General features: G+C 65.4%; 27 protein-coding genes and 1 pseudogene. 18 read left to right on the top strand and 10 right to left on the bottom strand.

The features are described from left to right. Positions 1-77: 77 nt before the first annotated feature. From F3H96_RS30525 to F3H96_RS13940, 4 genes are all read left to right on the top strand, one after another. Positions 78-911 carry a hypothetical protein gene (locus tag F3H96_RS30525; RefSeq protein ID WP_188131389.1) on the top strand — a complete coding sequence of 278 codons (834 nt, stop codon included), beginning with the start codon at positions 78-80 and terminating at the stop codon, positions 909-911. Beyond that, complete coding sequence (locus F3H96_RS31105) at positions 905-2,053, top strand: DMT family transporter (protein WP_244620004.1); 1,149 nt, start codon at positions 905-907, stop codon at positions 2,051-2,053. Before F3H96_RS30525 ends, F3H96_RS31105 begins: the two co-directional genes overlap by 7 nt. Beyond that, positions 2,034-2,255, top strand: a complete 222-nt coding sequence (locus tag F3H96_RS13945; protein WP_149802300.1) for a hypothetical protein — start codon at positions 2,034-2,036, stop codon at positions 2,253-2,255. Before F3H96_RS31105 ends, F3H96_RS13945 begins: the two co-directional genes overlap by 20 nt. A gap of 353 nt (positions 2,256-2,608) precedes the next feature. Beyond that, positions 2,609-3,052 carry a MucR family transcriptional regulator gene (locus F3H96_RS13940; protein ID WP_149802299.1) on the top strand — a complete coding sequence of 148 codons (444 nt, stop codon included), beginning with the start codon at positions 2,609-2,611 and terminating at the stop codon, positions 3,050-3,052. Between the two features lie 243 nt (positions 3,053-3,295). Here the strand turns inward: F3H96_RS13940 and F3H96_RS13935 are convergent, their stop codons facing one another. From F3H96_RS13935 to F3H96_RS13925, 3 genes are all read right to left on the bottom strand, one after another. Continuing rightward, positions 3,296-3,496 (bottom strand): hypothetical protein, encoded by a 201-nt coding sequence (locus F3H96_RS13935; protein ID WP_149802298.1) that lies wholly within the window; start codon positions 3,494-3,496, stop codon positions 3,296-3,298. 294 nt (positions 3,497-3,790) lie between these two features. Beyond that, on the bottom strand, positions 3,791-4,501 hold the full coding sequence (locus F3H96_RS13930; RefSeq protein WP_188131388.1) for a lysozyme inhibitor LprI family protein: 711 nt from the start codon (positions 4,499-4,501) through the stop codon (positions 3,791-3,793). Between the two features lie 224 nt (positions 4,502-4,725). Further along, complete coding sequence (locus F3H96_RS13925) at positions 4,726-5,070, bottom strand: hypothetical protein (RefSeq protein WP_149802296.1); 345 nt, start codon at positions 5,068-5,070, stop codon at positions 4,726-4,728. Between the two features lie 50 nt (positions 5,071-5,120). Here F3H96_RS13925 and F3H96_RS13920 point away from each other — a divergent pair, with 50 nt between their 5' ends. Together F3H96_RS13920 and F3H96_RS13915 are read left to right on the top strand one after the other, a co-directional pair. Beyond that, positions 5,121-6,998 (top strand): ABC-F family ATP-binding cassette domain-containing protein, encoded by a 1,878-nt coding sequence (locus F3H96_RS13920; RefSeq protein ID WP_149802295.1) that lies wholly within the window; start codon positions 5,121-5,123, stop codon positions 6,996-6,998. Positions 6,999-7,231: 233 nt separating this feature from the next. Further along, a complete protein-coding gene (locus tag F3H96_RS13915; protein WP_149802294.1) occupies positions 7,232-9,337 on the top strand; it encodes a molybdopterin oxidoreductase family protein in 2,106 nt (701 codons plus the stop codon). 120 nt (positions 9,338-9,457) lie between these two features. Here F3H96_RS13915 and F3H96_RS13910 read toward each other — a convergent pair whose 3' ends face one another. Beyond that, positions 9,458-12,211 (bottom strand): sel1 repeat family protein, encoded by a 2,754-nt coding sequence (locus F3H96_RS13910; RefSeq protein ID WP_149802293.1) that lies wholly within the window; start codon positions 12,209-12,211, stop codon positions 9,458-9,460. Positions 12,212-12,401: 190 nt separating this feature from the next. On the opposite strand from F3H96_RS13910, the gene dapB reads away from it, so the two are divergent. From dapB to F3H96_RS13890, 4 genes are all read left to right on the top strand, one after another. After that, complete coding sequence (dapB, locus tag F3H96_RS13905; protein WP_149802292.1) at positions 12,402-13,178, top strand: 4-hydroxy-tetrahydrodipicolinate reductase; 777 nt, start codon at positions 12,402-12,404, stop codon at positions 13,176-13,178. Between the two features lie 196 nt (positions 13,179-13,374). Beyond that, entirely contained in the window at positions 13,375-14,361 is a 987-nt protein-coding gene (locus tag F3H96_RS13900; RefSeq protein ID WP_244620013.1) for an ABC transporter substrate-binding protein, read from the top strand. Positions 14,362-14,471: 110 nt separating this feature from the next. Then, on the top strand, positions 14,472-15,281 hold the full coding sequence (locus F3H96_RS13895) for an ABC transporter ATP-binding protein (RefSeq protein ID WP_149802291.1): 810 nt from the start codon (positions 14,472-14,474) through the stop codon (positions 15,279-15,281). 10 nt (positions 15,282-15,291) lie between these two features. Beyond that, entirely contained in the window at positions 15,292-16,170 is an 879-nt protein-coding gene (locus F3H96_RS13890) for an ABC transporter permease (protein ID WP_149802290.1), read from the top strand. Between the two features lie 15 nt (positions 16,171-16,185). On the opposite strand, the gene F3H96_RS13885 is transcribed toward F3H96_RS13890, so the two are convergent. Together F3H96_RS13885 and F3H96_RS13880 are read right to left on the bottom strand one after the other, a co-directional pair. Then, entirely contained in the window at positions 16,186-17,550 is a 1,365-nt protein-coding gene (locus tag F3H96_RS13885) for a sensor histidine kinase (RefSeq protein WP_149802289.1), read from the bottom strand. Beyond that, positions 17,547-18,224: a response regulator gene (locus F3H96_RS13880; protein ID WP_149802288.1), complete on the bottom strand. Its 678-nt coding sequence runs from the start codon at positions 18,222-18,224 to the stop codon at positions 17,547-17,549. Before F3H96_RS13880 ends, F3H96_RS13885 begins: the two co-directional genes overlap by 4 nt. Before the next feature lie 471 nt (positions 18,225-18,695). Here F3H96_RS13880 and F3H96_RS13875 point away from each other — a divergent pair, with 471 nt between their 5' ends. From F3H96_RS13875 to F3H96_RS13860, 4 genes are all read left to right on the top strand, one after another. Continuing rightward, complete coding sequence (locus F3H96_RS13875; protein WP_149802381.1) at positions 18,696-18,941, top strand: DUF680 domain-containing protein; 246 nt, start codon at positions 18,696-18,698, stop codon at positions 18,939-18,941. Positions 18,942-18,989: 48 nt separating this feature from the next. Then, on the top strand, positions 18,990-19,196 hold the full coding sequence (locus tag F3H96_RS13870; RefSeq protein WP_149802287.1) for a DUF680 domain-containing protein: 207 nt from the start codon (positions 18,990-18,992) through the stop codon (positions 19,194-19,196). Positions 19,197-19,478: 282 nt separating this feature from the next. After that, a complete protein-coding gene (locus F3H96_RS13865; RefSeq protein ID WP_149802380.1) occupies positions 19,479-19,721 on the top strand; it encodes a DUF680 domain-containing protein in 243 nt (80 codons plus the stop codon). A gap of 60 nt (positions 19,722-19,781) precedes the next feature. Continuing rightward, a complete protein-coding gene (locus F3H96_RS13860) occupies positions 19,782-20,024 on the top strand; it encodes a DUF680 domain-containing protein (protein WP_149802286.1) in 243 nt (80 codons plus the stop codon). Between the two features lie 110 nt (positions 20,025-20,134). Here the strand turns inward: F3H96_RS13860 and F3H96_RS13855 are convergent, their stop codons facing one another. The 3 genes from F3H96_RS13855 to purM are packed head-to-tail and all read right to left on the bottom strand — an operon-like array spanning position 20,135 to position 22,448. Then, a complete protein-coding gene (locus F3H96_RS13855) occupies positions 20,135-20,653 on the bottom strand; it encodes a histidine phosphatase family protein (protein WP_149802285.1) in 519 nt (172 codons plus the stop codon). A gap of 8 nt (positions 20,654-20,661) precedes the next feature. After that, entirely contained in the window at positions 20,662-21,369 is a 708-nt protein-coding gene (purN, locus tag F3H96_RS13850; RefSeq protein WP_149802284.1) for a phosphoribosylglycinamide formyltransferase, read from the bottom strand. Continuing rightward, a complete protein-coding gene (gene purM, locus F3H96_RS13845) occupies positions 21,366-22,448 on the bottom strand; it encodes a phosphoribosylformylglycinamidine cyclo-ligase (RefSeq protein WP_149802283.1) in 1,083 nt (360 codons plus the stop codon). Before purM ends, purN begins: the two co-directional genes overlap by 4 nt. 360 nt (positions 22,449-22,808) lie before the next feature. Here purM and F3H96_RS13835 point away from each other — a divergent pair, with 360 nt between their 5' ends. The 4 genes and pseudogenes from F3H96_RS13835 to F3H96_RS31100 all read left to right on the top strand — a co-directional run. Next, positions 22,809-23,432: a CDP-alcohol phosphatidyltransferase family protein gene (locus F3H96_RS13835; RefSeq protein ID WP_149802282.1), complete on the top strand. Its 624-nt coding sequence runs from the start codon at positions 22,809-22,811 to the stop codon at positions 23,430-23,432. Further along, positions 23,338-24,588 carry an AI-2E family transporter gene (locus F3H96_RS13830; protein WP_244620003.1) on the top strand — a complete coding sequence of 417 codons (1,251 nt, stop codon included), beginning with the start codon at positions 23,338-23,340 and terminating at the stop codon, positions 24,586-24,588. The genes F3H96_RS13835 and F3H96_RS13830 overlap by 95 nt, the downstream gene beginning before the upstream one ends. A 2-nt stretch (positions 24,589-24,590) precedes the next feature. Next, positions 24,591-25,295 (top strand): DnaA regulatory inactivator HdaA, encoded by a 705-nt coding sequence (gene hdaA, locus F3H96_RS13825; protein WP_149802281.1) that lies wholly within the window; start codon positions 24,591-24,593, stop codon positions 25,293-25,295. Beyond that, a pseudogene (locus F3H96_RS31100) lies at positions 25,296-25,433 on the top strand (VapC toxin family PIN domain ribonuclease); the annotation flags it as partial. It lies immediately after the preceding gene. Positions 25,434-25,695: 262 nt separating this feature from the next. Here F3H96_RS31100 and F3H96_RS13815 read toward each other — a convergent pair. Continuing rightward, positions 25,696-26,418: an LCP family protein gene (locus F3H96_RS13815; RefSeq protein WP_149802280.1), complete on the bottom strand. Its 723-nt coding sequence runs from the start codon at positions 26,416-26,418 to the stop codon at positions 25,696-25,698. Positions 26,419-26,467 lie beyond the last annotated feature (49 nt).

Below are 26,467 nucleotides of genomic sequence, written 5' to 3'. Positions count from 1 at the left end.
CAGCATTCCTAAATTTACAGGGGGAGGTGAATTAATCGACTGTTTACCAAGTGTTGCCCCCACCTTGGAGAAGTAGAATGAACGCTCATTCAATTCCCGATCTGCGCTGTGCGATGAGCCGCGAGGCCATCATTGGTCATGAGACGTCCTGGAAAGTGTCGAGCTTCGGCGTCGCCCAGTATCGTCACGGTTACGATCCCGCGCTGCTTGCCGCCATTGAGGAAGCCGCCCTGAAACTGAAGGCCAGCCATGCCGTGCGCAAGCATCTGGATCTCACCTTCATCACCGGCGCCGACCGCTTCATCCCCGAGATCAAGGAGCTCTTGCACGACAAGCTGCGCCTGGAGAGGCTGTCCGACATGATGGGAACCAAGCTCGAGCCGTATCCGCTGTCGATCGTCGGCTCGACCGTCACCTTCATGAACCCCAGGGATGGCGCGGTCGAATGGCATTGCGATGGCGTTCCGGTGACGGAGCTCATCCCGCTGTCGATCAGCGACCCGCTCATCGGCGGTCATCTCGAAATCTATTGCGACGATTCCGAGACCGGCCGCTCGATCCTGGAATCCGGCCGCGACCTGCCGCGCAACAAGATCATGCGCATCGACCACAAGATGAACTACGCCACGCTCGGCCAGTTCCTGGGCGTGCTTCACCGCACCGCCCCGATCCAGCTCGGCGAGCGCGTCACGCTGGTGCTCAACCAGCGCTCGGCGACCAAACCCTATGTCGACGACAACCGCATGTTCTACCTTGCCGCCGACAACGACCATGACCGAGCGTGGGTGAACGAGCTGGCCGAGGACGTCTGGGCCAACCAACTGCCCGCCTATCGCCGCCATGCCGAGGAGCATCCCATGCCGCAGCCGGGTGCCGAACCCGTCCCCGGCGGGGCCAGGGAGTCATGGTAGCCAGCCATGATCCAGCCGGGCCGCAGCCGCCTTTTGCGCCGCTGAACCCGAGGCTGGTCATAACCGCCGAGCAGGAAGGGCGGAGGTCCGGAGCCGCCTTGAAGGCGGCGCTGGCCTTCGCCCTGGGCGCGGTGGCGTTGTGGGCGACCAACGCCCTTGTCGGCAAGACGCTGCTTGCCACCCATCCGGTGTCGCAAGTGCAGTTCCTGCAGTTCTGCGGCGCGGCCCTGGTCTTCGCGCTGATCCGGCTGGCTGGCGCCTTTCCTTCTCCCCTCGCGGGGTCCGCAGGACCGGGCGAGACCCGCGGCTCGCCCCCGGGCGGTGGATCGGCGCCTAGCGCCGGGACGGATGAAGGGCGTTCCAGCGAAGTAAAACGTTGGCGTTCCCTGGAACACCCCCCATCCGACTTCGCTTTGCGACGCCACCTTCTCCCACCAGGGGAGAAGGGGAATGTTGCGCTCGCCTACGTCGTCGGCTTCATCGGCCTGGTCGGCACCATGGTGCTGCAATATGTCGGCTTCGCCTCGATGCCGGTCATCGAGGCGAACCTCATCGCCTATACCTGGCCGCTGATGACTGCCGCGGGCGTCATCCTGCTTGGCCGCCCGCGGCGTCCGCTGCTGCTCGGTCTGGCTGCCGCGCTCGGCTTCGCCGGCGTGGCGCTGGTCATTTCCGGCGGCCGCACGCAGGCCTGGTTCGAAGGCGGCCTCGTCGGCTACCTCGCCGCTTTCGGCTCGGCGCTCTGCATGGCCTTCTACTCGCTCACCGTCGGCCGCCTTGCCGTGTCGCCCGAGCGCCTGCTTTTGCCGTCGGCGCTGATCGGCGTCGCGCTCACCTTGGCCTGGTGCCTGCATGATGGCGTCGCGCCCCCCAACGGCGCGCATCTTCTGCTCGGCCTCTATCTCGGCGCCGGTCCGATGGGGCTCGGCTACTATTTCTGGTCGCGCGCGGCAAAGCTCGATCACGGCGGCCGCATAGCGGTCGTCGCCTATCTGACGCCGATCGCTTCCACGTTTCTGCTGACCCTGTCGGGCGAAAGCCTGACGATGACGGCGGTTGCCGGCGCCGTCCTCGTCATTGGCAGCTGCCTTGCGGTCGGCATCGAAGGTACGGAGATCCGGGATGTCCAAAATTGCAGTTGACGAAGACGAACGCCGCGCCAGGCAGGAGGCACACTGGCTGGTCAGGGAGTTCGGCGCGGAGGCGCCGCTCTATGCGGCCATGAAGGCGGAAAAGGCCATCGAGCAAAAGGATTTCGGCCGCTGCGCGCGCTGGAAGCGCGTGCTGGAAATCCTGGCCGACAAGCCGCCGGTGGACCTCAGGCACGATGTCGCCGCCAACTGAGCGGTTTGCCACAGGATTGCCGAATCGCGCATGCTCGACCGCTCGGCGGCGGATTGTCGTTGCGCGCCGCAACTTGGCCTGGACTTCGATTTTTCAGCAACTTCCATGGAAAATCGAAGTGCTTTAGCGCCTTTTATGCATCCAGGCGGACCGCCAGTGCTATAAAACGTTAGCTATAGCTATTAGAATTCCTAACTTGCGTGTTTGCAGTCCGTGTAGAAACATCAGTCTGGTATCGAGTCTCGTGCGTTTACTGACTATCGGCGGTCCGTTGGGGGACTAGTCCGACACGATAACTAGACCAAAGTCTTAAAAGCAGCCGGTCACTTGAGAGCCGGCAGAAGGTGAAAAAATTGTCCAATATCGACGACAAGACTGCAATCGAACTGACCGCCGACATTGTCTCGGCCTATGTCGGCAACAATCCGCTCCCTGCCTCCGGCCTGCCCGATCTGATCGCCAGCGTCAGCGCGTCGGTGCGCAAGCTCGCCGGTGGCAACATGGTCAAGGAGGCGGTCGCGCAGACGCCCGCCGTCAACCCGAAGCGCTCGGTTTTTCCCGACTACATCGTCTGCCTGGAAGACGGAAAAAAGTTCAAGTCGTTGAAGCGCCACCTCGCGACCGATCACGGCCTGACGCCGGACGAATACCGCGCGAAATGGGGCCTGCCCGCCGACTATCCGATGGTGGCGCCGAGCTATTCGGCCACCCGCTCCGCGCTGGCCAAATCGTCCGGCCTCGGCCGCAAGCCGGCCGCCGGCGACGCAGGCAAGGGCAAGCGCAAGGCCAAGGCCTGAGGCGGGCTGCCCGCAACGGATGATGGCGCGCCATCGCCGTGGCGCGACCATCTGGCTGCCCTGGGCGGTTGCGCCGCAGGGTGGCCGCCCGGTCTTCGGTGGACGCGGCCGACGGGCGCGGCGCATCCTGTTATCGCGGGGCAAGCCGTCCGGCGCCTGCTTGCCGTGCTCGAAGCGCTCCGCAGGCCGTCGAGGCGCGACGGCTGAAATGCGTTGCCGTTCTGGCCCCCCTGCGGCGGGCGATCAGCCGCGTGCCTGAGGTGATTTGGACGCCCGGCGTTGCTCGGGATCCTGTTCGTCGGCCAGGCTCTCTGCTTCCACCGCAGTCATTTCAAGAAAATAGGCGAGCATCTGGTAGCGCGTGCGCGAGAGCATCTTCGCCAGCCTGCGCGTGATCTCCGCGACATATCTCAGCGTGCGTAGATCGTTGGGCGCTCCGTCCATCGCGGGCTCCTGAATTGGCCAAACTGTTTGGGCCAAGCAACCTGGACCAAGTTATCGTTGGCGCCCACTCACGACTCACGGCGCATCCACAAGATTGCAGGTTTGCGACAAAAACTGGAACCAATTTTTGCCAAGCATCATGGCCGGGAGAGAAGATTTGCTGTCTTTTTTTGGTGGTATCGTCTCTGCTTGCGCTAATATTGGCCCCAAAGGCGAACTTACTGTTGTCTTGCTATGCAGGGTTGATCTTCCGCTTGGAATGTTGATCGCGCCAGGTCAACGGGGGGCAGCGGGTCAATCCTTGTAGGCGGAACAGAAGGCCGGCGGATTGTCGTTGCCGATCATGGCACAGCCGCGCTTGATCTCCTCGATCATCATGCCGCACGCATTCTGCCCGTTGCAGGGCGGGTGCGTCGCCGGCGACACCTGAATGCACTGCGAGACATATTGGTCCGATTTCGCCTTGCCCGCCGACTGCAGGCATGGCCTCGTATCGTTCTGGCTAGCCTGGGCAGGCGTCGCAGGCGCGGCGCCAGCCGTCGCAGGCGCGGCCTTCGGCGTCGCAGGCGCGGCCTTCGCCGTCGCAGGCGCGGCCTTTGCCGTCGCGACGCTGGTTTGCGGCACGCAGGAGAGGTCGCCTTCCGGACATTGCAGCTGGTGTTGCAACTGCACCAGCCGCGCCTTGGTCAACTCCGCTTTGCAAACCCCGACCAGGCTCGAATACACGGTGCCATCGCTATAGGGCCGGGTGCGGAAGGCGCACTCCTTGTCGCGGAACGGGATCCAGGCGCGCTGCGCGTCGCGCAGGCGCTCGAGGTCGGCGGGTGCGAGCCGCGCCGCCAGCGCCTTGTAGACGGCATTCAGCGCTGCGTCGGCCGAGACCGCGTCCTTGGCCGTGCAGGTGGCAAGGTCGGCTTGCGTGCTGGCCGCCGCGCAGTCGATGGCTGCCGCATGGGCCGCCGGCGCGGCGAGAAGCAGGGTGGCGGCGAAAAGCAATCGCTTCATCGAAGATACCTCGTATGTCTCTAACCCGCCGCGCGCCAGCATAGGTTGAGACAATAGCGGCGATCAACGTCAAACCGGTGACGTGGCAAGCAAAGTGTGACGATTGAATAGTAACTAGCGAAGTCGCGAAGCTGCCAATCGCCCTCCTTGTGGGGGAGATGCCCGGTCCACCCTCCGCAACTGCTGCGGGGCAGGGCAGAGGGGGGCGCCGGCCCGCTGGCCTCTCAGTCGTTCATAGGCGAAACCTGAGATTGCTTTCGGGTATCAATTTGGATCAGCAGGTGTTCCGTCACGCCCCCCTCTGGCCTGCCAGCCGTCTCCCCCACGAGTGGGGAGATCGGCTGCGTCGACGCCGCGCTTGCCGGCCCAATTGGGGAGAGCGCACCATCGGACTCGTCTTCGAACAGAACCACTTGCGTCGCCAACGCGGCTGTCGTGGCGACCTGGAAGAAGATGAAAGCGAGGACAAGATAGCGGATCACGGGCTGCAGAACGTTCCGGCGGGCAACTGGTTCCAGTCCGTCGCGCTTTTTGCCGAATGATCCGCGCTCGCGCGCGGCGGGCCTCATCCAGGCCCTGGCTCTTGCGAAGCGCCGATGTCCCGTGCAAAAGCCCGCTTATGCTTATCATCAACGATCTTACGCTGCGCATGGCGGGGCGGCTGCTTCTCGATCATGCCTCGCTGACCCTGCCGGCCGGCACCAAGGCTGGTCTCGTCGGCCGCAACGGCACCGGCAAGACCACCTTGTTCAAGGCCATCACCGGCGATTTTCCGTCCGAGACCGGCTCGATCAGCCTGCCGAAGAACACCCGCATCGGCCAGGTGGCGCAGGAGGCGCCCGGCACCGAGGAGCCGCTGATCGAGATCGTGCTCAAGGCCGATGCCGAGCGCCAGGCCTTGCTCGAAGAAGAGAAGAGCGCGACCGATCCGCACCGCATCGCTGAGATCCACACGCGGCTCGCCGATATCGACGCGCATTCGGCCGAGTCCCGGGCCGCCACCATTCTCGCCGGCCTCGGCTTCGACGACGCCGCGCAGAGGCGGCCGGCCTCGTCCTTCTCCGGCGGCTGGCGCATGCGCGTGGCTTTGGCCGCCGTGCTGTTTTCCGAGCCCGACCTTCTGCTGCTCGACGAGCCGACCAACTATCTCGACCTCGAAGGCACGCTCTGGCTGGAAAACTACGTGTCGAAATATCCGCACACGGTTTTACTGATCTCGCACGACCGCGATCTGCTCAACCGCGCCGTCAATTCGATCGTCCATCTCGACCAGAAGAAGCTGACCTTCTGGCGCGGCGGCTACGACCAGTTCGAGCGCCAGCTCAGCGAGCAGCGCGAATTGCAGGAGAAGAGCCGCGTCAAGCAGGAGACGCAGCGCAAGCATATGGAGTCCTTCGTCGAGCGTTTCCGCGCCAAGGCCTCGAAGGCGAGGCAGGCGCAGTCACGCCTGAAGGCGCTGGAGAAGCTGAAACCGATCGCCGCCATCGTGAACGACACGGTCCGGCCGTTCTCCTTCCCCGAGCCGGTGAAGACGGTGGCTTCGCCGATCGTGGCGCTGAACGGCGTCAATGTCGGCTACACCGAGGGCAATCCGATTCTGAAGAAGATGACGCTGCGCATCGATGCCGACGACCGCATCGCGCTGCTCGGCGCCAACGGCAACGGCAAATCGACCTTCGCCAAATTGCTCGCCGGCCGGCTGAAGGCCGAGACCGGCTCCGTGACGCTCGCGCCGGGGCTTAAAGTTGCGATCTTCGCCCAGCATCAGCTCGACGATCTGCGTCCCGAGGAAAGCGCCTATGAACATGTGCGCCGGCTGATGCCGGACACGCCGGAAGCCAAGGTGCGTGCGCGCGTCGCCCGGTTCGGCCTGTCGACCGAGAAGATGAACACGGCCGCCAAGGACCTGTCCGGCGGCGAGAAGGCGCGGCTTTTGATGGGCCTCTCGGCCTTCGAGGGTCCGAACCTGTTCATCCTCGACGAGCCGACCAACCATCTCGACATCGACAGTCGCGAATCGCTGATCCACGCGCTCAACGATTTTCCGGGCGCCGTGATCCTGATCTCGCACGACCGGCATCTCCTGGAGGCGACGGCCGACCGGCTGTGGCTGGTCAAGGACGGCGCGGTCAATCCCTATGAGGGCGACCTGGAGGATTATAAGACGCTGGTCACCGGCGTCTCCTCCAACCGCCGCGAGCAGAAGGAAGCGGACAGGGCGTCCAAGGCCGACCGCCGCCGCGAGGCCGCGCAACGCCGCGCCGCCTTGGAGCCGCTTGCAAAGGAAATCCGCGCCACCGAGGCGCTTATGGACCGCATCCGCAAGCGCATCGACCTGATCGAGGACGAGCTCGCCAATCCGGCGATTTACGAGAAGGACCCTTCGACCGCCACGCGTCTCGCCAAGGAGCGCTCGCAGCTGGCGCACACGCTGGCGCAGAACGAGGACAAGTGGCTGACCATGTCGGCGGAGTACGAGGAAGGGATCGCGGAGTGACTAGCTGATCTCCCCCCTTGTGGGGGAGATGCCCGGCAGGGCAGAGGGGGGCGCTGTCCCGCCAGCCTGTCAGCTTGTTACGCGATCAACTTCCATTGGCCAGAGTAGGCGTCTCCAAAGCCGCGTTCCTTCGCGCCCCCCTCTGTCCTGCCGGACATCTCCCCCACAAGGGGGGAGATTAGCTAGTTGTCTGGCCCTACACCTCTCCCGCAAAACCCGCTACACACCGCGTCATGAACCAGCACGCCAAGCTCCGGATCGGTTATTCCGCCTGTCCGCATGACTGTCCCTCCACTTGCGCGCTCGAGGTCGAGTTGCTCGACGAAGACCGCATCGGCCGCGTCCACGGCGCCAAGACAAACAGCTACACGGGGGGTGTCGTCTGCGCCAAGGTCGCCCGCTATGCCGACCGTGTACACCATCCCGATCGCCTGCTGAAGCCGCTGGTGCGCGCAGGCGCCAAGGGGGAGGGCGTCTGGAAGGAATCCAGCTGGGAAGCGGCGCTCGACCTCGTCGCGGAAAGGTTCATCGCCGCCGAGGCGAGGTATGGCTCGGAGACCGTCTGGCCCTATTACTATGCTGGCACCATGGGGTTGGTGCAGCGCGACGGCATCGAGCGGCTGCGGCACGCCAAGAAATACTCAGGCTTCTTTGGCTCGATCTGCACCAATCTCGCCTGGACCGGCTGGATGATGGGCGCGGGCGCCTTGCGCGGTCCCGATCCGCGCGAGATGGCGAAATCCGACTGCGTGGTGATCTGGGGCACCAATGCCGTTGTCACGCAGGTCAATGTCATGACCCACGCGACCAAGGCACGCAAAGAACGCGGCGCCAAGATCGTCGTCGTCGACATCTATGACAACGCCACCATGAAGCAGGCCGATCTCGGCCTGGTGCTGCGTCCCGGCACCGACGGCGCGCTCGCCTGCGCGGTCATGCATGTGGTGTTCCGCGATGGGCTCGCCGATCGCGCCTATCTCGAAAAATACACCGACGACCCGCGCGGGCTGGAAGAGCATCTGCGGAGCAAAACACCGGAATGGGCCGCAGCCATCACCGGGCTCAGCGTCGCCGAGATCGAGACTTTCGCGCGGCTCGTCGGCACGACGAAGAAGACTTACTTTCGCCTCGGCTATGGCTTTGCCCGCCAGCGCAACGGCTCGGTCAACATGCATGCCGTCTCCTGCATCGCCGCCGTCACCGGCGCCTGGCAGTATGAGGGCGGCGGCGCCTTTCACTCCAACTCCGGCATCTTCAAGCTGAACCAGGACGTGCTCGAAGGGACCGCGATGCGCGACCCGAACATCCGCTATCTCGACCATTCGCGCATTGGCCCGGTGCTGACCGGTGCCGAGGACGCGCTCTATGGCGGCCCGCCGGTCACCGCGATGCTGATCCAGAACACCAATCCGGCGAATGTCGCACCGGAGCAGCGCCTGGTGAGAAAGGGGTTTCTGCGCGAGGACCTGTTCACCTGCGTGCACGAGCAGTTCATGACCGATACGGCCAGGCTCGCCGATGTGGTGCTGCCGGCGACGATGTTCCTGGAGCATGACGACATCTACAAGGGCGGCGGCAACCAGCACATCACGCTCGGCCCCAAGCTGATCGAGCCGCCGGAAGGCCCGCGCACGAACCACTATGTCAATGAGGAACTGGGCAGGCGGCTGGGGGTCGGCGGCCGGCCGGGCTTCGGCCTGACCGAGCGGGAGCATATCGACATCATCCTCGGCAAGCGCGGGCTTGGCGGCTTCGACAGCCTCAAAGAACAGAAATGGGTCGACCTGCAGCCCGATTTCGACGACGCGCATTTCATCAACGGCTTCGGCCATGCCGACAGGAAATTCCATTTCCGGGCCAACTGGACCGGACAGTCGGCGCCCAACCGGCCGCCGAAGAGCATGGGCCTGTTCGGGCCTGTCGAGCGGCTGCCGGAGTTCCCCGACCATGTCGACCTGATCGAGGTGGCGGATGAGGAGCATCCGTTCCGGCTGACCACCTCGCCGGCGCGCAATTTTCTGAACTCCACCTTTGCCGAGACGCCGGTGTCGATAGTCAAGGAAGGCAGGCCGGAATTGCTGCTTCATCCCGAGGACGCGGCGGCGCTCGGCATCGAGGATGGCGGCCGCGTCGAGGTCGGCAACCGGCGCGGCGACCTCGTGCTGCACGCCAGGTTCTTCAAGGGTGTGAAGCGTGGCGTGGTGGTCGCCGAAGGCATCTGGCCAAACAGCGCGCATGAGCGCGGCGAAGGCATCAATGTGCTGACCGGCGCCGACGCGCCGGCGCCCTATGGCGGCGCCGCCTTCCACGACAACAAGGTCTGGCTCAGGGCGCTCTAAAAGCAATTCCAGGAAAAGTGCGCAGCGGTTTTCCGTTCCGGAATTGCGACAGAACAAGAGCAATTCCAGGAAAAGTGCGCAGCGGTTTTCCGTTCCGGAATTGCCTAAAAAAACAAGAAGCTACTTCGCCGCCTGCGCGTCCAGCGTCTTGATCTCGTCCGCAGCCGCCTTGCGCGCCGCGGCATCGACACCCGAAGTGCCCTTTTCCTTGGCGAAGGCAATGAGGGCAGTGCGCGTGTCCTCGTCGCATCCGTCCGAACCCATGCCGTCGACGTCGGCTTTCTTGGCAGCGGCGAGCACGGAGTCGCAGGCGTCGGGCGCGAAGGCGAACTGGCCCATGATGGCGCCGAGCGTCAGCGGGTCTTGCAGGCGCGGATCGTCGCGGATTGCCTGAAGCGTGGCGCTGCCCACGGCCTTGGATTTCCGGTCCTGCGCTATCTGCGTCAGGTCGAAGATGAATTCGAACTCCGGCTTGTCGACGCCGTCGGGCTTCGACACCAGAATGTCCAGCGCATAGCGTGTGACTTCCTCGGGCGTGACCACCGCACGCACGACCTTTGCCTGATGGTAGTTGCGCACCAGCGCCCAGCGCGACGGCAGGTCGCCATAGCGGGCGAGCAAATCGAGCCGCTTGATGGCGGCAAGCTTCTGCTTGTCCGTCTTGGCCGCCTGCGCCTGGGCGAAGACCTTCTTGCCGACGCGGTCGAGAATTTCGCTGGCCAGCAGGCCCGGAGCCGGCGCGGACTGCTGCGTCGCCGTGGCCTGCGGGCTGGCGGCATCCGCGAGCGGTTCTTTCGCGTCGACCCAGGCGGCGAGCGCCTTGCGCGCGTCCGGACCGAAATAGCCCTTCGGCTCGCCGGCATAAAAACCCTCGTTCTTCAGCGCCGTCTCGATCGCGACGCGGATTTCGTCGGGCAGCGCTTTGCCGACGCTGACCAGGTTCTCCTCGTCGAGCCCCGCCGGCGCCTCGCGAAACGCGTCCATGACAGCGGCCGCGACCGCCGCCGTTCCGGCGCTGGAGGCCGGTCCGGAAAACAGGCCGCTCAGTTCCATGCCGGCGTCGCCGCCGAACACGCCGGCGCCCATCCGGCCGATGCCGTCATTGTAAAGCGCGATGCGGTCGGTGATGCCTTCGCGCAGCGTCATAAGGTGGTCGAAACTGTCGAAGGTGAACGCGTTGGCGAGTTTGCTCTTCGCCTTGAGCGAGCCGAGCCGCGCCGCCTCGCGCCACGCATGCAGGCGCTCGCGCGGGTTCTTGTCGATGCCCAGACCCTCGTCATAGGCGTCGCCGAGCAGGACCATCGCCTCGACGCTGCCGAGATTGGCGGCGTTGATCAGCATCGCGGTCGCTTTCGCGTCGTCCTGCTCGTAAACCACGCCGCGACGCAGGAGCTTCGCCTGCAGCAGATAGGCCTGTGCCTCCTTCCTGCCTTCGCCTTCGGCGATCAGCGCTTTCAATTGATCGTCGCTCAGCCCGCCGTCGCGGCGCGACGGCCGATAGCTGGTCGAATCGAGATTGGCGTATTGCGTTGCGGCATAGAGCCAGAGCGCGTCGCGGTCGCCGGCGTCCGCCAGCGGCTTCAACATGGCGCGCGCCACTTCTTCGTTCTTGAACCGCTGGTCGCCCGAAAGCTCGAGCCGCGCCAGCGCCAGCGCCGCACCGGGCTCGCCGGCATCCGCGGCGTCGCTCAGCCGCTCGATCAGCCAGCCGGGATTGTCGATCTGGACGCCGTCATAATCGGGAAGCAGGCCCGCAAGCCTGATGCCGGCGTCGAGATCCCAGGCGGCGTTGAGCAACTGCATCGCCTCGCGCGGCTGGCGACCGACCAGCTTGCCGTCCAGCAGCAGGCCAGCCAGCAACGGCCCGGCGTCGGCGACGTTCTTGATGGCGGCGCGCAGCATGGCGATGGCGCGCTTGCCGTCCGCTGGGCCGCCTTCGCCCTTGGCCAGCATGTCGGCCAGCATCGGTGCTGCATACTGATCATTGCCGACGCGCGCTTCCAGCAACTGCCTGGCCTTCGCCGCATCCTGCGGCGTCCCGCGGCCGAGCCGCAGCGCCTTGATATAGGCGAGCACGGACGGTTCAGGGCCATTGGTCCCGGCCTTGGAATCCGCGTCGACGGCGTGAAAGGCCTTCTGCTGCTCCTCGCTGGTGAAACCGCCCCTCTCCAGCATCGTTTGCGCGATCAACAGCGGCATCGCCGCGCGCAGCTGGCGATCCCATTCGCCCGGCGCCTGGCCCTGGGCCGGCGCGTCGATGATGCGCTGCGCGGTCTCGACCAGCTTGTGCGGGTCGCGGCGCAGCAGCGGCCCCTGGGTGTATTGCCGCAGCAGCGTCACCAGGGCTGTCAGGTGACCTGAGGCGCCGGCTTTCTGCAAGGCATCGAGCGCCATTACCCGCGTGACGGGCGCCGGACCGGCATCGGCGCTGTCGTGCCGATGTACCGAATAGAACTCGTAGAGGAGATAATTCGCCTCGGGACTGCCGCCGTCGGCGAGCAGCTCGATCTGTGGGAGGAGAAAAGACAGCCCCGCCTGGTTTAGCGCGACCTGCGCCCGCAGCCATTGCAGCGTAAGCCGCTTTTCCTGAGGCGCGCCGAGCATCGCTGCCTGACATTTTTCGGCCAGGGCCTTGAGCTTGCTGAAGTCGAAATCCTGCGGGAAGAGCTCGCCATACTGGACAGGCGGGGCCTTGGCTTCAGGGTCGAGCGGCACGGAAGCGCCCCGGTCGCAGACGCCGATCGCCTCGGCCAGCGCTGCCTTTTTCGCCGCATCGTCGGGTTTGTCGGAAGATGCCTGGGCCGCGAAGGCCCCGCCGGCAAACGGCGCCAATGCGAGGCAGGAAAGAACCAGGACATGCATTGGCCGCGGCATCGGAGCCCCCCTCGGACACGGTCCGGGCAGTCGGACCCCGGGCGCTAAATTAGCACATTGCATGAGTGCTGATGAGTGTGGCGCTTCACATTCACGCGCCCCGCTTTCGCCTGCGACACCCGGCTTGAATCACTTTGGCAAGGCGGCGTGATAGAGGGTTGTTCCGACTCGCCTTTCAACAGGGAAAGCCATGCCGCAGCCGCTCAGGATAGCCATCGCCGGCGCGCTCGGCCGCATGGGCCGGCAGATGGCTCAGACGATCGCGGCCGAGCCGCGGCTGGAGCTCGTCGCCCGCTTCCACAGGCCGGACAGCACTGGCGAGGGACTGGTCGAGCCGGATGAGGCGCTGGCGCTCGCCGATGTGGTGATCGACTTCACCACGCCCTTGGCTTCCGCCGAGCTGGCAAGGACCTGCGCCGCGCGCGGCCGCCCGGCGCTGGTCATCGGCTCGACCGGCTTCGACGCTTCGGAGTTGGCCGCGATCGCCGAGGCGGCAAAGAAAATCGCCATCGTGCGTTCCGGCAGCTACTCGCTGGGGCTCAACATGCTGACCGGCCTGGTGGAGCAGGCGGCGAGGGCGCTTGGGCGCGATGACTGCGATATCGAGATCCTTGAAGCTCATCACCGCTTCAAGGTCGACGCGCCTTCGGGCACCGCGCTGATGCTGGGCGAGGCGGCCGCGCGCGGACGCGGCGTCGCACTAAGCGAGATTGCCAAGCGTGCCCGTGATGGCGTCACCGGTCCGCGCCCCGCCGGCGAGATCGGCTTTGCCGTGTTGCGCGGAGGCAGCATTGTCGGCGAGCACGGCGTGAGCTTCCTCAGCGAAGGTGAGACGCTCACGCTCTCGCATAGCGCCGGCGACCGCTCGATGTTCGCGCGCGGGGCGATTGCCGCGGCGCTCTGGGTCGCCGGACAGTCGCCCGGCGAATACGATATGCGCGACGTGCTGGGTTTTGGCGCTGGGTGAAAGGCAAATTCCATTTCAATGGTCGCTAAAAAAGGCTGAAAGCCAGCTGAAAGCTTGGCCGTGCAATGACAGTTTTGCGGCTTTCGTCGCGTGACCGGTTCGGGAGCGGCCGGCAGGGAGGAAATGCGGTGCAGCCCGATGGCGCGCCGCCAAATTTGGAGGAAGTTACGTGACCGGTTTCATCTCGAAGTGCGCCTTGCGTTCGGCGGCGCTGACGCTTGCCTTGGTTGCCGCAGGCGCAACGACGGCCTCGGCGGCCGACAAGATCTCGATCATGGTCGGCGGCTACGAAAAACAGATCTACCTGCCGGCGAAGCTCGCCGAGGCGCTCGGCTATTTCAAGGACGAGGGCCTCGACGTCGAGTTGCTCAACGAGCCGGCGGGCGTCGACGCCGAGAACGAGATGCTGGCCGGCGCCGTGCAGGGCGTGGTCGGCTTCTACGACCACTGCATCGACCTGCAGGCCAAGGGCAAGTTCGTCGAATCCGTCGTTCAGTTCAGCCAGGCGCCGGGTGAGGTCGAGCTGGTCTCGGCCAAGCATCCGGAGATCAAGTCGCCCGCCGACTTCAAGGGCATGAGCCTCGGCGTCACCGGGCTCGGCTCCTCGACCAACTTCTTGACCGAGTATCTCGCGGTGAAGAACGGCCTCAAGCTCGGCGAGTTCACCTCGGTGCCGGTCGGCGCCGGCAACACCTTCATCGCCGCCATGCAGCAGGACAAGATCCAGGCCGGCATGACGACCGAGCCGACGATCACCCGCCTGCTCAAGACCGGCGAGGCCAAGGTCCTCATCGACATGCGCACGATAGAAGGCACCAAGGCAGCGCTTGGCGGCACCTATCCGGCCGCGTCCCTCTACATGCAGACCGAATGGGCCGACGCCCATAAAGAAACGGTTCAGAAGCTCGCCAACGCCTTCGTCAAGACACTGAAGTTCATCAGCACCCATAGCGGCGCCGAGATCGCGGAAAAAATGCCGAAGGATTACTATGTCGGCGACCAGGAAGGCTATGTGAAGGCGCTTGACGCCGGCAAGGCGATGTTCACCCCCGACGGCGTGATGCCGCAGGGTGGACCGGAGACGGTTCTGACCGTGCTCTCGGCCTTCAAGAAGGAACTGCAGGGCAAGCAGATCGACCTTTCCAAGACCTACACCACGGAATTCGTGAAGAACGTGAAATAGCGGACGACGATGCCTGCGCGAGGTCGCGACCCCGCGCAGGCACCCCGATCCTTTTGCCACGTCCGGCGATCTCCCGCGCGGCGGTCGCCTTCTATTGGAGTATGCACACCATGGCTGTTGAAAAGACCGCTCCGGCGATCGAGCTGATCAATGTCAGCCGCCGCTTCCTTTCGCCCACCGGCAAATCGCTGACCGCGATCCGCGATTTCACCATGACGGTCGAGCGCGGCGAGTTCGTCGCCGTCGTCGGCCCGACCGGTTGCGGCAAGTCGACGACGCTCAACCTGGTTACCGGGCTCGCCAGCCCGAGCGCCGGCGAGGTCCGCGTCATGGGCGCGCCGGTCAAGGGCATCGATCCGCGCATCGGCTTCGTGTTCCAGACCGACGCGCTGTTTCCCTGGCGCACGGTGATCGAAAACGTCATGGCCGGGCCGCTGTTTCGCGCCAAGCCCAAGGCCGAGGCCCAGGCATCGGCGCGCGATTGGCTGGCGCGCGTCGGCCTGGCACGCTTCGAGCAGCACTATCCGCACCAGCTTTCCGGCGGCATGCGCAAGCGCGTTGCGCTGGCCCAGACATTCATCAACGGACCCGAGATCCTGTTGATGGACGAACCGTTCTCGGCGCTCGACGTGCAGACGCGCGTGCTCATGCATGAGGAACTCTTGCGCCTCTGGTCCGAGGCCAAGGCTTCCGTGGTCTTCGTCACCCACGACCTCGAGGAAGCGATCGCGCTGGCCGACAAGGTTTATGTGCTCACCGCCGGACCGGCGACCGTGAAATCCGTCTACACGATCGACCTGCCGCGCCCGCGCGTCGTCGCCGACATCCGCTACGAGCAGAGCTTCATCGATTATTCGCGCACCATCTGGGCCAACCTCAAGGAAGAGGTCGAGACCAGCTATGCCCGCGCGGCGGCATGAGGAGGCCGACATGACAGACGCTACCGTCAACATCTCGGCCGCAAGCTTCAGGCCGGGAACCTCGGACGCCGAGATAGAGGCGGCCGCCGCCAAGGCAGCCGTGAATCGCCGCCGCACCGTCATCTTCTGGCGGCTCGCCATCCTGATCGCCTTCCTCGGCCTGTGGGAAATCGCCGGCCGCATGGCCTGGATCGATCCCTTCTTCTACGCCATGCCGAGCGCGATCGCCGGGCGGCTCTACGAATGGATGACGGAAGGCACCTCCGAAGGCCCGCTCTGGTACCACCTCTATGTCACCATGGAGGAGTCGGTGCTGGGCTTCGTCACCGGTTCGGTTGCCGGCATCATCATCGGCGTCGCGCTCGGCCGCAACCGCATGGCCGCCGACATCTTCTCCATCTACATCAAGGTGATCAACTCGATCCCGCGCGTGGTGCTGGCGCCGATCTTCATCATGATCCTCGGCCTTGGACTTGCCTCCAAGGTGGCGCTGGCCTTCGTCATGGTGTTCTTCGTCGTCTTCCACAACGCCTTCCAGGGCGTGCGCGAGGCCGACCGCGCGATGATCGCCAACGCCCGCATCCTCGGCGCCTCCGACTGGCAGCTGACGCGCTCGGTGATCGTGCCGTCGGCGATGAGCTGGATCTTCGCCAGCCTGCATGTCAGCTTCGGCTTCGCCATCATCGGCGCCATCGTCGGCGAATTCGTCGGCTCGCGCTATGGCATCGGGCTGTTGATCAACATTGCCAAAGGCTCGTTCGACGCGGCCGGCATGTATGCCGCGATCGTCATCGTCATGGTGGTGGCGCTGGGCGCCGAATATCTGATGACGCTGGTCGAGAACCGGCTGGCGAAATGGCGGCCGCAGCCGCTGCATGAAACGCAGTGAGCGGCAATGTGGTGGTTAGTCTTCAATCGAACTTAGCGGCAGGCGCACCTCGACCTTGAGGCCGCCGGAGGCGGCGTCGCCAAGCGTGACGCTGCCGCCGGCATTCTCGACCACTTCGCGCACGATTGCCAAGCCGAGCCCGCTGCCTTCCTCGCTCGCGCCGGCGATGCGGTAGAAGCGCTCGAAGACGTGTTCGCGCTCCTCCGCCGGAATCCCGGGCCCGTCGTCGATGACCGTGAGCTCGGCCTCGCCGTCCGAAGCGGCGAGCTTTACCGTGACGCTGCCGCCGGGCCTGGAGTAGCGCAGCGCGTTGTCGACCAGGTTGACGATCATCTCGCGCAGCATCGTGCCGTCGCCGATCACCGGGACCGGCCCGGTCTCCTCGAGCCCGAGGTCGATGTTGCGTTCGATTGCCTTCGGCGCTTGGCCCTCCAGCACCTGGCGGGCGGCGTCGGTGAGGTCGATGCGGTCGGATCGCGGCCGCCGGCTGCCGGGCTCGGCGCGCGACAAGGTCAAGAGCTGTTCGGCGAGCCGCGCCAGCCGACCGGAGCTGGCCTGCAGCGCCACCAACGCTTCCCGGCGTTGGTCGGCGGCGGTTTCGCGAAGCGCGTAGCTCGCCTGCGTCGACAGGAGCGCCAGCGGCGTGCGCAGCTGATGCGCGGCATTGGCGATGAAGCGGCGCTGCGCCGCCATCTGCGCCCTCACGCGCGCCATATAGGCGTTGAGCGCGTCGATCAGCGGCCGGATCTCGCTTTGCGCGCCCGGCACCTCGACCGGGTCGAGGTCGCTGCGGTCCGGAGAGCGTACCGTGTCGCGCAGGCGGATCAGCGGCGCCAGCCCCCGACGCAGTCCAAGCAGCACGAACACGCCGGCGATCGCCACCAGGGCCAACTGCTGGGCGAAGTCGCTGAACCACAGCCGCTTCACCATCGCGTCATGCCCGGCGAGCGTGACGCCCACCGTGACCTTGATTGGTGAGTCCGCGCCGGCGCCGATCACCGCTTGGCTGAGGCTCAAAAGGCGGAGCCGGCGACCGCGATAGGAAGCCTCGATGCTGCCGCGCTGCGACGCCTTGGGCAGGTCGGGGTAGCCGGTCAGCAGCCGGCCGCCGGCGGTCTCGACCCGATAGAAGACGCTGTCGCGGTCGCCGGTGTCGAACATCTCGATCGCGGCCGGCGGGATGGTGGCGTCCAGTACGCCGTCGGCCATCGCCACCTGCTCGGCGATCGCGCGCGCCGATCCGACCAGCATTCGGTCGGTGACAAGGTCCGCGGTCGCCAGCGCGTTGCGCTGGCTGGTCCACAGGTTGATGGTCACCAGCGCGGCCAGAGGCAGTACCACCCAGGCCAGCAATTGCAGGCGAAGGCTGCTGATCCTCATGGCGCCGGATCGTCGTGTCGCAACAGATAGCCGAGGCCGCGCAAGGTGGCGATCTGCACGCGCGAGCCTTCCAGCTTCTTGCGCAGGCGATGCACATAGATCTCGATGGCGCTGGGGTCGGCGTCGGTCTCGAAATCGTAGATCGCCGCCGACAGCGCCGCCTTGCTCACCGTGCGTCCGGCCTTGACCACCAGTTGTTCCAGCACCGCATGTTCGCGCGGCGTCAGCGACAGCGTCTCGCCGCCGAGCGCGAACAGCCTGGTATTGGTGTCGAAGACCAGGTCGCCGCAGGAAATGACGGGCGCCGTCCGGTCGTTGGCGCGGCGCAACTGGACGCGGATGCGCGCTTCCAGCTCCTCGATCTGGAACGGCTTGGCCAGGTAGTCGTCGGCGCCTTCGTTGAGGCCCTTGACGCGGCCGTCGAGGCTGGCGTTGGCGGTGAGCACGATCACCGGAACCGCATTGCCGCGCGCCCTCAGCCGCTTCAGCACCTCCATGCCGCCCATGCGGGGCAGGGCAAGGTCGAGGATGATCAAAGCATGGTCGCCGGCGGCAAGCGCATGCTCGACGTCCTCGCCGTCATGGACGACGTCGACCACATAGCTCGCCTGGCGCAGCGTCTTGCTCAGCCAATCGGCCAGTTCGCGATTGTCCTCGACAAGCAGCAGTCGCATCGTTGATCACTGTTCAGGAATACTGTCCGCCGCGCATCGGCGAATGCGGCGAAATGCATTCGAATGGGCATTTTCCAACACCGATAGTATCGATCCGCCCGCAAGGCAAACGCCAGCCGGGTGTGCCCGTCGCGGCAACTGAGCCGTCTAATTGTCCGCGATTGAGACGAAACCGAACCGTTCGGTTCAATTTATGTTGACGGATCGTGCAATTCAGGTGAACGCCGGCTCGCTCAGGCTGACCTCATGCCGCGCAGACACTTCGGCAAGTCATTGATATTGAACAGAAAGAATGTGGAAACCGCGCTGCTCACAGGATTTCAAGATCGAACTGATTGGTTCGATTTGCACTTTTTCGTGATTGGAAACGGCAGCGGGGCGGACCCATTTCGGGGTGGTCCGGGCGACGCGATTTCAGATGTGGACACGCCACTTGACGGACAGGTCTTTGAAAAATTTGGAGTGCTTAGAATGACCAAGATTGCTCTTACCGCCGCTGCCTTCCTGGTTGCCACGAGCGGCGCATTTGCCGCCAGCGACCATTATGGTTCCGACAACGTCAACCAGCCGGCGGTCACCCAGTCGGCCGCGCCTCAGTCTGGCGACAACATCGATCGCAGCATCACCGGCTCGATCCGCAAATTCGAGCAGCGCGATCTCAAGATCACCCCCGATCAGAACCAGCGGGAATCCGGCCAGGGTATCTGGGGCCGCTAAGTCGGCTCCCGTCCCGAACCACCTCACAACCAAATCTGGAGTAGCCAAATGACCAAGATCGCTCTTGCCGCCGCCGTCCTTGTCGTTGCCAGCGGTGCCGCTTTCGCCGGCTCGGACAACTACCGCTCGGCCAACGCCAACCAGCCGGCCGCTTCGGTCGACACCTCATTCACCGCTTCGATCAAGAAGTCGGATGCGAATGTCCAGAAGCCGCTGACCCAGGGCAGCGACCGCGACCTGTTCGGCAACCACTGAACGGTCCTGTCTCCGAGGGATTTCAAAGCGGCGGGCTTGTCCCGCCGCTTTGCGTTTCTGAAAGCCGGCTACCGGCATGATGAAATCACCTTACCAGTGTTTGTATCGCAAGCTTTTGTAATCGTTTGTCTTTGTTCGAGCGAAGTCTGGCCCGAAATCGTTGTGGCCGCTGAAAGGCGAAGGCGCGCGGGGAATAAATTCGGCACGCCGCGGGTCTTCTCGGCAGCGGGGCCATCCTCCCAAGGGCCGCCGCCCAACACAACGAAACAAGGAACCAATGACATGACCAGGACCGCTCTTGCTGCGGCCGCGATGCTTGTTGTCTGCGGCAGTGCTTTCGCCGGCAGCGACAACTATGGCGCCAACGGCGCCAGCCAGCCGGCTGTCGACGTCGATCAAACACCCACCGCTTCGTTCCAGGCCCAAAAAATGGCCCATCACCAGCCGCCGGCGCCTTCCGCTTCCAGCCAGACGGCCGCCGATATCATCGCCCGCCACAATGACGACAGCCTCTGGGGGCGCTGACCGCTCGGCGACCTTTCTCGAAACGTCCATTCCACACCAGACGACAAGGAACATCTGAAAATGACCAGGATCGCTCTCACCGCTGCCGCCCTGCTGATCGCCATCGGCACTGCCTTCGCCGGCAGCGACCACTACGGCGCCGACAACGCCAATCAGCCGGCCGCCGGCGTCGATCGCGGCCTCACCGCCTCGGTTCGCAAGCACGAAGTGGCCAAGCCGGCCAATGTCGACACCGACATGACCACCGGACCAGCTCCGTCGCAGAATTCGTCGGATCCGGGCCAGGGCATCTGGGGCAATTGAGTTCGCCTTACGAACTGCCGAAGGCGGTGGGCCCGTCCCACCGCCTTTCGTTTGCAGCGAGGCGATGACGCGCCAACCTCCATCTCGACGGGGGATCGGCAGCTTCGACGCTATTCCAAATCCTTCGGCCTGACGAAATGCGTCAGCCTGGCGCCGCCGAAATCGAGGTCTGCCCAATCGTCGTCGAGCGTGAACCGCGCAAGTGCGGCCGTCGGGAACTTCGCTTCGATTTTCTTGAAGACGCCTTCGTCCGATCCGGCACCGGCCAACCGCAGCGCAAATTGCTGCAGGCCGGGATTGTGGCCGATCACCAGCAGGCTCGTCGCCTTGGCCTGCCGCACCCGCGTAAGGATCGCGCTGGCCGCCGCCTCGTAGAGCTCCTCGGCAAACTGCGCCGGCACGGGCTTCGGCAGCTCCTGCGCGACCAGGCGCCAGGTGTCGCGGGTGCGCAGCGCCGGCGACACCAGCGCCAGGTCCGGCAGCCACCCGCGCCGCGTCAGCTCGCGTCCCATCAGCGGCGCCGTCTTCAACCCGCGCGGGGCCAGCGGCCGGTCGAAATCGGCAAGCTTGGGATCGTCCCAGCTCGACTTGGCGTGGCGCAGCACAAGCAATTGTCTAAGCGTCGCCATTGCAGTCCTTACGGTGTGATCCGCGCCAGTTGCTCGAGGTCTCTCTCCTCGCGCAGCGGGTCGGGCGCCATCACCACCGAGGCGGCGTTGTCGGCGTCGTCGGCGAAATGGGCAAGCACGGTGTGGCCCTTTTCCATGCGCGCCTTGCCTTCGGCGACCAGCCCCAGCGCCAGTGGGTAGAGCCGGTGCTCGACCTTCAGCACCCGCGCGGCCAGCGTGTCCTCATTGTCGCCGACCATCACCGGCACGGCGGCCTGTGCGATGATCGGTCCGTCGTCCATCTCGGGCGTGACGAAATGCACGGAGCAGCCATGGATGCGCACGCCGGCGCGCAATGCCCGCGCATGCGTGTCCAGCCCTTTGAAGGCCGGCAGCAGGGCAGGGTGGATGTTGACCATGCGCCCCTGCCATTTCTCGACCAGGCCACGGCCGAGGATGCGCATATAGCCGGCCAGGGCAACGATGTCGGCGCCGAAGCCGGCGAGCGCGGCATCGAGCGCGGCGTCATATGCATCCTTGTCCGGATGGTCGGCGCGCTGGATCACTTTGGTGGCGATGCCGCGCGATTGCGCGATGGTGAGGCCGGCGGCGTTGGCGCGGTCGGAGATGACGCCGACGATTTCCGCCGGATAGATGGGGTCGGCGGCCGCCGCGATCAGCGCCGTCATGTTCGAGCCGCGCCCCGAGATCAGGACGACCGTGCGTTTCCTGCTCATAGACCGATCGAGCCCCGATAGATGACGCCGGCGTCGCGGCGCGGCACGATGCGGCCGATCGGCGTCACCGTCTCGCCCGCTTCCTGCAGCACCGCCGCCACTTGCGCCGCTTGGCCGGAAGCGACAGCGAGGATCATGCCGATGCCGCAGTTGAAGGTGCGCATCATCTCTTCCGGTGCGACGCCGCCGGTCTTCGCCAGCCAGGAGAACACCGGCGGCACGTCGATCGCCTCGAGGTCGAGCTCGGCCGAAAAGTCCTTGGGCAGCACGCGCGGGATGTTTTCCGGAAAACCGCCGCCTGTGATGTGGGCCAGCGCCTTGATGCCATGCGTGTTGCGGATCGCCTTGAGGATCGACTTCACATAGATGCGCGTCGGCTCGAGCAGCGCCTCGGCGAGGCTGAGCTCCTCGTTGAACGGCGCCGGATCGCCCCAGCCAAGCCCGCTCGCGGCGACGATGCGGCGCACCAGCGAAAAGCCGTTGGAATGCAAGCCCGACGAGGCCAGCCCAAGCAGCACGTCGCCCTCGACGATGTCGTCGGTCGGCAGCAGCTGGCCGCGCTCGGCCGCGCCCACGGCAAAGCCGGCGAGGTCGTAGTCCTTGTCGTGATACATGCCGGGCATTTCCGCCGTCTCGCCGCCGATCAGCGCGCAGCCGGCCTGCCGGCAGCCTTGCGCGATGCCGCCGACGATCGAAGCGCCCTGGTCGGGGTCGAGCTTGCCGGTGGCGAAATAGTCGAGGAAGAACAGCGGCTCGGCGCCCTGCACGACGATGTCGTTGACGCACATGGCGACCAGGTCGATGCCGATCGTGTCGTGCTTTCCGGCGTCGATGGCGATCTTGAGCTTGGTGCCGACGCCGTCATTGGCTGCGACCAGCACCGGGTCGGTGAAGCCGGCGGCCTTCAAGTCGAACAACCCGCCGAAGCCGCCGATCTCGCCGTCGGCGCCCGGCCGGCGCGTGGCGCGCACCAGCGGCTTGATCTTCTCGACCATCAGATTGCCGGCATCGATATCGACGCCCGCCTCGGCATAGGTGAGCCCGTTCTTGCGCCTGGCCCGATCGCCGCCCTTGCTCATGTCCGGCTCGTCGTTGTTTCCATTGCGGGCTCTTCGCATGAATGGTTTCGAGGAGCAAGGATGACGCGCGGGTCAGGGAGCTTTGCCCCAGGGAAAAAGGCGGCAACGTCGGCGGGACAGCACCCCCCTCTGGCCTGCCGGCCATCTCCCCCTCAAGGGGGGAGATCAGATGTCGCGCCCGCTTTCGCCAATCGCCAAGGTCGCAAGAAGAGCGCCGACACCGAAACAGCCAATCTCCCCCCTCGGGGGAGATGCCCGGCAGGGCAGAGGGGGTGCCTCGCGCAACCCTTCATCGTTCCTCCCTTGCGTCCATCCGCCATCTCGCTCATCTATTGCTCAAAAGCCACGACGGGACATCACGTGACCATCCCCAACATGATCACGATCATGCGGCTCCTTTTGGTGCCCGCCGTGGTGCTGGCGCTGCTCGACGCGCGTTGGGACTGGGCCTTTGCCGGCTTTCTCGTCGCCGGCATCTCGGATGGCGTCGACGGCTTCATCGCGCGCCGCTGGAACCAGTCGTCCCGGCTCGGCGCCTATCTCGATCCGGTCGCCGACAAGCTTTTGCTGGTCTCGGTGTTCGTGGTCATGGGCTTTGCCGGCGAACTGCCGCTCTGGCTGGTGGTGACCATGGTCTCGCGTGACGGGCTGATCGTCTGCGCCGTGCTGTTGTCGAGCGTCATGAGCCATCCGGTCGAGGTGAAGCCGCTGTTTGTGTCCAAGGCCAACACCGCCGCGCAGATCGTGCTGGCGGCGCTGGTGCTGGGCGAGCTGGCCGTTTCCGTGCATCTGGGCACGCTGCGGACCGCGCTCATATTGCTGACCGGGGTCTTGACCGTGGCTTCGGCCGCGGCCTATCTCGTGGCTTGGCTAAGGCATATGAGCGGCTATGGCGAAGGCTCCCAGACGAGCGACTCCCAGATCGGCGACACCAAGTCGGGCAACATCAGGTCGGGCGGCTCCAGCGGGGGCGCCCGACGATGACGCCGCGGCGATCGCGGCTGACGGCGGCTCGGGTGCGCTCCGCCGCCAGGTCTTCTTCTGGCTGGCAACGGCTGTCCTGCTGGCGCTGTTCCTCTACATCTTCTCGGGCATCCTCTTGCCCTTCGTCGCCGGCATGGTGCTCGCCTATTTCCTCGATCCGGTCGCCGACTGGCTGCAGCGGCTCGGCCTCTCGCGCCTGATGGCGACGGTGGTGATCCTCATCGCCTTCATCATCGTGGTGGTGCTGGCCTTCGTCATCCTGGTGCCGGTGCTGGCCACCCAGATGGCCGATTTCGCCCGCAAGCTGCCGGAATATCTCACCCGCTTGCAGTCGCTGATCACCAGCTTCGATCCGAAATGGCTGGAGCAGCGTTTTGGCGTCAACGCCGCCAGCCTGCGCGACGGGTTGAACTCGCTGTTGACCTCCGGCTTCAGCCTGCTCACCACGGTCTTCACCTCGATCTGGAGCTCCGGCGTGGCGCTGGTCTCGGTGGTGAGCCTGTTCGTCGTCACCCCGGTCGTCGCCTTCTACATGCTGCTCGACTGGGACCGCATGGTGGCCAAGGTCGACGGCTGGGTGCCGCGCGACCATGTCGAAACCGTGCGCGCGCTTGCCCGCGACATCAACACCGCCACCGCCGGCTTCGTGCGCGGGCAGGGCACGCTCTGCCTGGTGCTCGGTGCCATGTACGCTTCCGGCCTGACGCTGACCGGCTTGAACTTCGCCATCCTCATCGGCTTCTTCGCCGGGCTGATCTCCTTCATCCCCTATGTCGGCTCGCTGACTGGCCTGGTGCTCGCCGTTGGCGTCGCCTTCGTCCAGTTCTGGCCGGACTGGACCATGGTGTTGGCGGTCGCCAGCGTGTTTTTCGTCGGCCAGTTCATCGAGGGCAACATCCTGCAGCCCCGGCTGGTCGGCAAGAGCGTCGGCCTGCATCCGGTGTGGCTGATGTTCGCGCTGTTTGCCTTCGGAGCGCTGTTCGGCTTCGTCGGCCTGTTGATCGCGGTGCCGGCCTCGGCGGCGATTGCCGTGCTGGTGCGCTTCGCCATCGGCCGCTACCTCCAATCGCCGCTTTACAAGGGCCAGGGCACCGAGCCCGTGCCGGCGTTGCCGGCCGATCGCGGCGGCGGCCATCGCTCCAAGCCGCGAGGCTGAACGTGCCCGCAGAGCGCTCCGACCCGCCGCGCCAGCTGCCGCTCGATCTCGGCCACGGCACCGGCTATTCGCGTGACGAGCTCGTCGTCTCGGGCACCAATGCGCAGGCGGCATCACTGATCGACCGCTGGCCAGACTGGCCGTCGCCCGTCGTGGTGCTGGCCGGGCCCCCCGGCTCCGGCAAGACGCATCTTGCCCGGATCTGGCAGGACCGGGCGCACGCCGTCGCCATCGACCCCGGCCGGATCGGCGAGCACATCGCCGGGCTGGGCGCCAGGCCGGCGCTCATCGACGACATCGACAAGACGGCGATCGACGAGCAGGGCCTGTTCCACCTGATCAACGCCGTGCGCGGCGCCGGCTCGACGCTGCTTTTGACCGCGAAGCGTTTCCCCTCGGCCTGGCGGGTCGCGCTGCCCGACCTCATCTCGCGGCTGAAGGCGGCCGCGACCATCGAGATCCACGAGCCCGACGACCTTTTGCTTGCCGGCGTCATCACAAAGCTGTTCGCCGACCGCCAGGTCGAGGTCGAGCCGCATGTGGTGCAGTATCTGGTGCGGCGCATCGAGCGCTCGCTCGGCACCGCCATGCGCGTCGTCGAGCGCCTCGACCGCGCCGCGTTGGAGCGCAAGACGCCGATCACCCGCGCGCTCGCGGCCGAGACCGTCGGCGCCATGGACGAAGGCCAAGGTGAGTTCGATATTTAGAGCGGAAAGGGATTTCCCGTGCCTGATGGATACATCGCAGCCATTGCCGCCGCCAAGGGCTTTCAGGTCGCGTCGCGCGATGCGGCGTCGTTCCGGGCGGCAGGCGTGTCTGTGATCGATCCGTGGGATGCGCTATAGCCGTGCCATTCTGGGACGGTCTTTCCGGCATCTTCCTTGCAACGCGACCAGCGCCGGCTAACCCCGGTCCCGGTCGCGTTCCTGATCGGGTTGTAGGCTCGCCGGGCTCGAGGTGTTGGGGTTCTCGCCCGGCGGGTTTACCGTCCCTCCCGGGCGCTGGTTTGGCTAGACTAGAGCATTTCACCGTTTCACGGAAACGGCGAAACGTCCTATTTGACGCAATTCCTAACGGAAACCGTGTCGCACTTTTCCTGGAATTGCTCTAACTCCGCTTGCCCTTGAACCTGTCGCGCAGCCGGCGCAATTGCCGCCGCCACCATGGCTTCGGCTTGCGCGGAACCAGGACCATCTTGCCGTCGACGATCGCGTCGTCCACCCAGTCATGCACCCGCATGCGCCAACCGGCCGTGACGCGGGCAAGCACGGGCCGCGGATTCTCGCCGGTGATCCGCACCAGCTCCGGATCCGTCAGCGCGGCGCGGAAATCGAAGCCTTGGGCGATGAGCGCGCGCAGGAACGCGATCTGGCGGCGCATGCGGTGGAAGTCGGTACCCTTGCCGTCGACCGTGGTGCGGGCGCCGATCCACTGGTGCAACCGTTCGCCGGACAGCGTTTCGGTGGGCGGGCGAAAGGAAACCTGTCGGCGCCCGTCCTCGAGGCGACTAGTCGGCGTCAGCGGATACCAGAAATCGAACGGCTCTCGGATCGGCACTTTGACGCTGGCGTCGGCTAGCGCGGCTTCGGTCGCGCCCCGCCGGAGGCAGATTGCGCTCTCAGCCGTAAATCCCAGTTCCGCGAGCGCATCGAGCAGCAGCCTGCCGCCGCCGATGGCGAAGGCCGCATTGACGCGGTCGCTTATGAGGGGAGACCACAAGTCGCGCGGGACCCAAGTCAGGCTCCGCCTGGAAACGTCCACGACGACGATGATGTCGGTGTTGGCGTCCCAATTGTCCCTGTCGAGGATCGCTACGACAACGGCTGCCAAGATACGAGCCCTTCTGGCCAGGATCCCGGGCCGCGAGACCGGCCTGGTC

It is taken from the genome of Mesorhizobium sp. NFR06 (assembly GCF_900115245.1).
Classification (GTDB): domain Bacteria; phylum Pseudomonadota; class Alphaproteobacteria; order Rhizobiales; family Rhizobiaceae; genus Mesorhizobium.
Note: the sequence above shows the minus strand (reverse complement) of the source record. Positions and strands in the feature narration are given on the sequence as shown.

Bases quoted from the DNA above. Each gene is read 5' to 3' on its own strand.
- F3H96_RS30525 (WP_188131389.1), top strand. From the start codon at position 78: ATGAACGCTCATTCAATTCCCGATCTGCGCTGTGCGATGAGCCGCGAG.
- F3H96_RS31105 (WP_244620004.1), top strand. From the start codon at position 905: ATGGTAGCCAGCCATGATCCAGCCGGGCCGCAGCCGCCTTTTGCGCCG.
- F3H96_RS13945 (WP_149802300.1), top strand. From the start codon at position 2,034: ATGTCCAAAATTGCAGTTGACGAAGACGAACGCCGCGCCAGGCAGGAG.
- F3H96_RS13935 (WP_149802298.1), bottom strand. From the start codon at position 3,496: ATGGACGGAGCGCCCAACGATCTACGCACGCTGAGATATGTCGCGGAG.
- F3H96_RS13930 (WP_188131388.1), bottom strand. From the start codon at position 4,501: ATGAAGCGATTGCTTTTCGCCGCCACCCTGCTTCTCGCCGCGCCGGCG.
- F3H96_RS13925 (WP_149802296.1), bottom strand. From the start codon at position 5,070: ATGAGGCCCGCCGCGCGCGAGCGCGGATCATTCGGCAAAAAGCGCGAC.
- F3H96_RS13920 (WP_149802295.1), top strand. From the start codon at position 5,121: ATGCTTATCATCAACGATCTTACGCTGCGCATGGCGGGGCGGCTGCTT.
- F3H96_RS13915 (WP_149802294.1), top strand. From the start codon at position 7,232: ATGAACCAGCACGCCAAGCTCCGGATCGGTTATTCCGCCTGTCCGCAT.
- F3H96_RS13910 (WP_149802293.1), bottom strand. From the start codon at position 12,211: ATGCCGCGGCCAATGCATGTCCTGGTTCTTTCCTGCCTCGCATTGGCG.
- dapB (WP_149802292.1), top strand. From the start codon at position 12,402: ATGCCGCAGCCGCTCAGGATAGCCATCGCCGGCGCGCTCGGCCGCATG.
- F3H96_RS13895 (WP_149802291.1), top strand. From the start codon at position 14,472: ATGGCTGTTGAAAAGACCGCTCCGGCGATCGAGCTGATCAATGTCAGC.
- F3H96_RS13890 (WP_149802290.1), top strand. From the start codon at position 15,292: ATGACAGACGCTACCGTCAACATCTCGGCCGCAAGCTTCAGGCCGGGA.
- F3H96_RS13885 (WP_149802289.1), bottom strand. From the start codon at position 17,550: ATGAGGATCAGCAGCCTTCGCCTGCAATTGCTGGCCTGGGTGGTACTG.
- F3H96_RS13880 (WP_149802288.1), bottom strand. From the start codon at position 18,224: ATGCGACTGCTGCTTGTCGAGGACAATCGCGAACTGGCCGATTGGCTG.
- F3H96_RS13875 (WP_149802381.1), top strand. From the start codon at position 18,696: ATGACCAAGATTGCTCTTACCGCCGCTGCCTTCCTGGTTGCCACGAGC.
- F3H96_RS13870 (WP_149802287.1), top strand. From the start codon at position 18,990: ATGACCAAGATCGCTCTTGCCGCCGCCGTCCTTGTCGTTGCCAGCGGT.
- F3H96_RS13865 (WP_149802380.1), top strand. From the start codon at position 19,479: ATGACCAGGACCGCTCTTGCTGCGGCCGCGATGCTTGTTGTCTGCGGC.
- F3H96_RS13860 (WP_149802286.1), top strand. From the start codon at position 19,782: ATGACCAGGATCGCTCTCACCGCTGCCGCCCTGCTGATCGCCATCGGC.
- F3H96_RS13855 (WP_149802285.1), bottom strand. From the start codon at position 20,653: ATGGCGACGCTTAGACAATTGCTTGTGCTGCGCCACGCCAAGTCGAGC.
- purN (WP_149802284.1), bottom strand. From the start codon at position 21,369: ATGAGCAGGAAACGCACGGTCGTCCTGATCTCGGGGCGCGGCTCGAAC.
- purM (WP_149802283.1), bottom strand. From the start codon at position 22,448: ATGAGCAAGGGCGGCGATCGGGCCAGGCGCAAGAACGGGCTCACCTAT.
- F3H96_RS13830 (WP_244620003.1), top strand. From the start codon at position 23,338: ATGGCGAAGGCTCCCAGACGAGCGACTCCCAGATCGGCGACACCAAGT.